Origin of the sequence: Cellulomonas algicola (assembly GCF_003851725.1) — a bacterium.
GTDB classification, from domain to species: domain Bacteria; phylum Actinomycetota; class Actinomycetes; order Actinomycetales; family Cellulomonadaceae; genus Cellulomonas; species Cellulomonas algicola.
Genome location: NZ_BHYL01000356.1, coordinates 1 through 3,644 on the forward strand (window position 1 = coordinate 1; position 3,644 = coordinate 3,644).

Annotated in this window: 4 protein-coding genes; 2 read left to right on the plus strand and 2 right to left on the minus strand. The window is 75.9% G+C overall.

What is annotated here, in order from left to right; translation table 11 throughout:
• Both CTKZ_RS18960 and CTKZ_RS18965 read right to left on the minus strand, forming a co-directional pair.
• On the minus strand, nucleotides 1-589 hold a 589-nt coding region (locus CTKZ_RS18960), incomplete at its 3' end, for a hypothetical protein (RefSeq protein WP_200829827.1).
• A gap of 432 nt (nucleotides 590-1,021) precedes the next feature.
• Nucleotides 1,022-1,408: an META domain-containing protein gene (locus CTKZ_RS18965; protein WP_124344382.1), complete on the minus strand. Its 387-nt coding sequence runs from the start codon at nucleotides 1,406-1,408 to the stop codon at nucleotides 1,022-1,024.
• Nucleotides 1,409-1,502: 94 nt separating this feature from the next.
• On the opposite strand from CTKZ_RS18965, the gene CTKZ_RS18970 reads away from it, so the two are divergent.
• Together CTKZ_RS18970 and CTKZ_RS18975 are read left to right on the plus strand one after the other, a co-directional pair.
• Entirely contained in the window at nucleotides 1,503-3,302 is a 1,800-nt protein-coding gene (locus tag CTKZ_RS18970; RefSeq protein ID WP_124344383.1) for an SLC13 family permease, read from the plus strand.
• 48 nt (nucleotides 3,303-3,350) lie between these two features.
• On the plus strand, nucleotides 3,351-3,644 hold a 294-nt coding region (locus tag CTKZ_RS18975), incomplete at its 3' end, for a macro domain-containing protein (protein WP_503825977.1).

The following is a 3,644-nucleotide window of genomic DNA, read 5'->3' on the forward strand; positions in this document are numbered from 1 at the left end:
CGATCGTCGCCGCGACGATCGCCGCCTCCTGCTCGACGCCCACGGCCGTCGTCCAGGCCCCGACCAGCAGCGCGTCGAGCAGCCCCAGCCCGAACAGCGGGAACAGGGTGAGCGGGTACACCAGCAGGAACGGCCCGAGCACGTCGACGACCGACAGGCCCGTCACCCCGCTCGCCCGCAGCGCGACGAGCAGCACGAGCCCGTCCGCGAGCACCATGCCCACGAGCGCCACCATCGACGGCAGCAGGCCGCGCCGCAGGCTCGCCGACGACCGCGCACGCACGTCGACCATCGCCGCCGCCCACGCGTCGGCGTCGACCGTCGAGCCCCGCCGCACCGCCCCGACCACTCGCGCCGCCGCCCGACCGAGCCAGGCCGCGAGGTGGTCGCCGCGCAGGAGCAGCACGAGGCCCGTGAGCATCGCGCCCGCGACGAGCCCGCACAGCACGGCCACGACCCACTGCCGACGCTCGACCCCGCCCCACACGAGGAGCAGAAGGCCCAGCGTCGGCGCGAGGAACCGCACCGCGTAGAACTTCGCGGTGTGAGCGTGACGCCCGCCATCCCCGCGGTCGGGTCGACGCCCCACGACCGGAACATCGCGACGCGCACCACGATGTCCGCGGGCGGCGGGGTGAACGTCGCGACCACGTTCGCCGTCAGGTCGTTCTGCATCGACCGGCGGAGCCCCAGGCCCGGCACGTAGGAGGTCAGGGGCACCGCGTTGAGCGCCTGCCGCAGCAGCAGCGCGAGCACGAGCGGCACGACGACGAGCACGGGGGGCCCGCGAACGCGTCGGCGACCGCCGCCCGGTCGACCGCCCCGACGAGCCGCGTCACCGCGACCCACGCGCACGCGCCGACGACCAGCCACACGACGGCCCGCACCCACCGACGCCGACGGGCACCCGCGACGACGACCACCCCGACCCGTCCCTCGTCGCGCGCATCCGCGGTGCGTTCGTCGCCCGCGACCGCCGTGCCGTCGTCACCGGCTCCCGCGGTGCCGTCACCGGGCGACGTCATGCGGTGCCGGTGCGCGTCAGCGTCCCGAGCTGGGTCGCGTCCTTGTCGACGAACACCAGGTGGTCGTCCTCGAGCAGCGCCGTCACCGCGAGCGACAGCCACGGGTCGACGGCCGGGCACGCCATGCGCGTCGTCGCCCACGCCGAGAACGCGACACCCTCCTCGCTGCGCGACCACTCGCCCGTCATGCGGTTGCACCCGTCGGAGCCGGACGCGGTGCCGTCCTCCGCGAGCTCGAGGTACGCCTCGCCCTCCGTCGACGACGCACCCCACGACCCGACGACGTCCTCCCCGGCCGACCGCGGCTCGACGTCGGCCTCCGCGCACGCGACGAGCACGGAGGCGCACACCAGGGCCACGAGGACGAGCCGCGTCGGGCGCATGCCGCGATCGTAGGCCCGTCGGGCCGCGCCCACCGGGAGGAAACGGGCGATCCCGCCTAGGGTGGCGAACACACCCGGACCGTCAGGAGGCGGCGTGTCGGACGCGGCGGTGAGCCTGCTGGTGCTCGGCGGCGTCGTCGGCCTGTTCGTGTGGAACCGGCTGTCCGTCGGCGTCGTCGCGATCCTCGCCGCCCTCACGCTCTGGGCCACCGGCCTGGTCGACGCGACGGCCGCTGTCGCCGGGTTCGGCGACCCCGTCGTGATCTTCATCGCGACGCTGTTCGTGCTGAGCGAGGGGCTCGAGTCGTCAGGCGTCACGGCGTGGGCCGGGCAGCTGCTGGTCAACAGCGCAGGGACGCGACGCGGTCCGCTCCTCGTCGCGGTCATGCTGCTGTCGGCGCTCATGGCCGCGTTCGTCACGCCGAACGGCGCGGCCGCGGCGCTGCTGCCGGTCGTCGTCCTCGCCGCCCGGCGGTCCCGGCAGGCTCCCGCCCAGCTGCTCATGCCGCTGGCCTTCGCCGCGAGCGCCGGTGCGCTGCTGGTGCTGTCGGGCAGCACGGTCAACGTGATCGTGTCCGACGCCCTGGCCGACGCGACGGGCGAGCGGTTCGGGTTCTTCGAGTTCGCCCTGGTCGGCGCGCCGCTCGTCGCCGTGACCGTCGCGGTCGCGGTGACGCTGGGACCGCGGCTGCTGCCCGAGCGCCAGCCCGACGTGGTGCCCGCGGACTTCTCCGACCACCTGGGCACGCTCGTCGAGCACTACCGGCTCGAACGGGGGTTCTTCCGGGCGCGCGTGCGGGCGTCGTCGGACCTGGTCGGGGCCGCGCTCGGCGACGTGGCGGCGCCCGACGACGTCGTGGTGCTCGGTGTGCAGCACCCGGACGGGCGCCCGGGCGGTGTCGAGGAGGTCATCGCCGCGGACGACGTGCTCGTGGTGAGCGGACCCAGCGACGCGGTCGCGCCGCTCGTCGCCGCGCACGACCTCGACGTCGTCGCGACCCCGCTGACCCGGCACACGCGCGAGGCGCTGCTCGGCCGTGAGGTCGGCGTCGCGGAGCTCGTCGTACCGCCGCGGTCCGCGCTCGTCGGGCGGCGGGTCTTCCCCGGCCTGCGGTTCGCGGACGTCTCGGTGCTGTCCGTCCGGCGGCTCGGGCTGCCCCGCGGCGCGCGTGCGACCGAGCTCGCCGAGGGTGACATGCTGCTCGTGCACGGGACGTGGCCGGCGGTCGAGGCGCTGTCCGGGTCCGACGACGTGCTCGTCGTCGACGACCCCGACCTCGTGCGCCGCTCGGTCCCGCTCGGGGCGACCGCGTGGCGGGCCGTCGCGGTCCTCGCCGTCACGGTCGGGCTGCTGGCCAGCGGCCTGGTGCCGCCCGCGGTCGCCGGGCTCGTCGGGGCCGTCGGGATGGTGCTGCTGCGCGTCGTGCGGCCCGCGCAGGCGTACCGGGCGGTGTCGTGGCAGACGGTCGTGCTGGTCGGCGGCCTCATCCCGCTGTCCACGGCGATCAGCACGAGCGGTGCGGCGGACCTCGTCGCGGGGTACCTGGTCGACCTCGTCGCGGGCGGGGACGCGCGCCTGCTGCTCACCGCGCTGTTCGTCCTCACGCTCGTGCTCGGGCAGGTCGTGAGCAACACCGCGACCGTCCTCATCGTCGTGCCGATCGCCGTCGCCGCCGCGCAGGAGTCCGGGGTCGCGCTCGCGCCCGTGCTCATGCTCGTCGCGGTGGCCGGGGCGGCCTCGTTCCTCACCCCGATCGCGACGCCCGCCAACATGATCGTGATGAACCCGGCGGGGTACCGGTTCGGCGACTACTGGAAGCTCGGGCTCGCGACGACGGCAGCGTGGTTCGTCGTCGCCGTAGGCCTGATCCCGCTCGTCTGGCCGACCGGCTGACGGGCGCGCAGGGGCACTGCAGGAGCACCACCCGCGAAGGAGACCACCATGGCGTTCGACCCGGTCCCGTCCCTCCCGCTCGTGCGCGCGCTGCGCGTCGAGGTCGTACCGCCTGACGCGGCCGCCCGGACCGTCGGCGTCGGCGTGACCAGCGACGGCGACCTCCCACCCGGCGTCGGCCTGGACCGCGACGCGCTCGCCGCGTGGGGGTTCCGCGCGACGCCCGGCGCGACGCTCGCGCTCCCCCGGCCCGGCGACGAGCCGTCGCTCGTGCTCGTCGGGCTCGGGCCCGCCGCGGACGTGACGCCCGCGGTGCTCCGCGACGCCGCCGCGGCGTTCGCG